Source organism: Streptomyces sp. RP5T, from assembly GCF_003933965.1.
Classification (GTDB): domain Bacteria; phylum Actinomycetota; class Actinomycetes; order Streptomycetales; family Streptomycetaceae; genus Streptomyces.
On record NZ_RSAJ01000850.1, the window covers coordinates 1 to 2,713 of the forward strand.

Below are 2,713 nucleotides of genomic sequence, written 5' to 3' on the forward strand. Positions count from 1 at the left end.
CCCAATCCACCCCCGAACAGTCTGAAGAGCGAGACACGGCTGACCACGATGTGACCGGCCGGTAAGGTCGTTGCCGTGCCGAAGCCGCTCAGTCTTCCCTTCGACCCCATCGCCCGCGCCGACGAACTCTGGAAGCAGCGCTGGGGAAACGTGCCGTCCATGGCCGCGATCACCTCGATCATGCGGGCGCACCAGATCCTGCTCGGCGAGGTCGACGCGGTGGTCAAGCCGTACGGACTGACGTTCGCCCGGTACGAGGCACTGGTGCTGCTGAACTTCTCCAAGGCGGGCGAGCTGCCGATGTCGAAGATCGGTGAGCGGCTCATGGTGCACCCCACGTCGGTCACCAACACCGTGGACCGCCTGGTCAGGTCCGGTCTCGTCGACAAGCGCCCCAACCCGAACGACGGCCGTGGCACCCTCGCCTCCATCACCGACAAGGGCCGAGAGGTCGTCGAGGCCGCCACGCGGGACCTCATGGCGATGGACTTCGGGCTCGGTGTGTACGACGCCGAGGAGTGCGCGGAGATCTTCGCGATGCTGCGACCGCTGAGGGTGGCGGCGCACGACTTCGACGAGGCCTGACCCGGGACAAGATCTCGCGGAACGGACGGTTACGCTCGACGCCATGAAGAAGAGCGTGCTGACCCGCTACCGCGTCATGGCCTACGTCACCGGTGTGCTACTGGTCCTGCTGACCCTCGGCGTCATCGCCAAGTACCTGCTCAAGATCGATGGTGCCGACAGCTTCACGACGGCCGTCGGCATCGCGCACGGCTGGCTGTACGTGGTCTACCTCGTCTTCGCCTTCGACCTGGGCTCCAAGGCGAAGTGGCCGGTCGCCAAGCAGCTGTGGGTCCTGCTTGCCGGGACGATCCCGACGGCGGCCTTCTTCGTCGAGCGGAAGGTCAGCCGCGAGCTGGAGAGCAGGGTCGCGGACGGGGCTCCGGCACCCGTCAAGGCGTAACCCCCACCGCCGTACGGCACGCGTACGGCGGCTGCGTGTCGACGTTTACTAGGACGTCCCAGTAACTTCGATGGTATGGACGCTGACGCCATCGAAGAGGGTCGCCGTCGTTGGCAGGCCCGGTACGACGCCTCGCGCAGGCGTGTGGGTGACTTCACCACGCTGTCGGGCGACCCCGTGGAGCCGGTGTACGGGCCGCGGCCGGGGGACGTGTACGAGGGCTTCGAGCGGATCGGGTGGCCGGGGGAGTACCCCTTCACGCGCGGGCTGTATCCGACCGGCTACCGGGGGCGGACCTGGACCATCCGGCAGTTCGCCGGGTTCGGGAACGCGGAGCAGACCAACGAGCGGTACAAGAAGATCCTCGCCGACGGCGGCGGCGGGCTGTCCGTCGCCTTCGACATGCCGACGCTCATGGGGCGGGACTCCGACGACCCCCGCTCGCTCGGCGAGGTCGGCCACTGCGGGGTCGCGATCGACTCGGCGGCCGACATGGAGGTCCTGTTCCGGGACATCCCGCTGGGCGACGTGACGACGTCCATGACGATCAGCGGACCCGCCGTCCCCGTCTTCTGCATGTACCTGGTCGCGGCCGAGCGCCAGGGCGTGGACCCCTCCGTCCTCAACGGCACGCTCCAGACGGACATCTTCAAGGAGTACATCGCGCAGAAGGAGTGGCTCTTCCGGCCCGAGCCGCACCTGCGCCTCATCGGCGACCTGATGGAGTACTGCGCGGCCGGCATCCCCGCCTACAAGCCGCTGTCCGTCTCCGGCTACCACATCCGTGAGGCCGGGGCGACGGCCGCGCAGGAGCTGGCCTACACGCTCGCCGACGGCTTCGGGTACGTGGAGCTGGGCCTGAGCCGCGGGCTGGACCTCGACGTCTTCGCGCCCGGGCTCTCCTTCTTCTTCGACGCGCACGTCGACTTCTTCGAGGAGATCGCCAAGTTCCGTGCGGCGCGCAGGATTTGGGCGCGGTGGATGCGGGACGTGTACGGGGCGCGGTCCGAGAAGGCGCAGTGGCTGCGCTTCCACACCCAGACCGCCGGGGTCTCGCTCACCGCGCAGCAGCCGTACAACAACGTCGTCCGTACGGCGGTCGAGGCGCTCGCGGCCGTGCTCGGCGGGACCAACTCCCTGCACACCAACGCCCTGGACGAGACCCTCGCCCTGCCCTCGGAACAGGCCGCCGAGATCGCGCTGCGCACCCAGCAGGTGCTCATGGAGGAGACCGGGGTCGCCAACGTGGCCGATCCGCTGGGCGGTTCGTGGTTCGTGGAGCAGTTGACGGACCGGATCGAGGCGGACGCGGAGAAGATCTTCGAGCAGATCAAGGAGCGGGGGCTCAGGGCCCACCCGGACGGGCGGCATCCCATCGGTCCGATGACCTCCGGGATCCTTCGGGGCATCGAGGACGGCTGGTTCACGGGCGAGATCGCTGAGTCCGCCTTCCGCTACCAACAGGCCCTGGAGAAGGGCGAGAAGAGGGTCGTGGGGGTCAACGTCCACCACGGGTCGGTCACCGGGGACCTGGAGATCCTGCGGGTGAGCCACGAGGTGGAGCGGGAGCAGGTGCGGGCGCTCGCGGGCCGGAAGGCGGAGCGGGACGAGAGCGCCGTACGAACGGCCCTGGATGGCATGCTCGTTGCCGCCCGCGACGGGTCCAACATGATCGGGCCGATGCTGGACGCGGTGCGCGCGGAGGCGACCCTCGGGGAGATCTGCGGGGTGCTGCGGGAGGAGTGG

3 protein-coding genes are annotated in these 2,713 nt (G+C 68.8%); all 3 read left to right on the plus strand.

Annotated elements, in window-relative coordinates:
* Positions 1–75 precede the first annotated feature (75 nt).
* Positions 76–585 (plus strand): MarR family winged helix-turn-helix transcriptional regulator, encoded by a 510-nt coding sequence (locus tag EHS43_RS41970; protein ID WP_125195731.1) that lies wholly within the window; start codon positions 76–78, stop codon positions 583–585.
* A 43-nt stretch (positions 586–628) separates the two neighbouring features.
* Positions 629–967, plus strand: coding sequence for a DUF3817 domain-containing protein (locus EHS43_RS41975; protein WP_125195732.1), 339 nt, complete (start codon positions 629–631; stop codon positions 965–967).
* Positions 968–1,042: 75 nt separating this feature from the next.
* Positions 1,043–2,713 (plus strand): methylmalonyl-CoA mutase (locus EHS43_RS41980; RefSeq protein WP_125195733.1); only part of this gene is annotated, 1,671 nt, incomplete at its 3' end.

Excerpts from the sequence above, each read along its gene's own strand:
- EHS43_RS41975 (WP_125195732.1), top strand. The coding sequence starts at position 629 with ATGAAGAAGAGCGTGCTGACCCGCTACCGCGTCATGGCCTACGTCACC.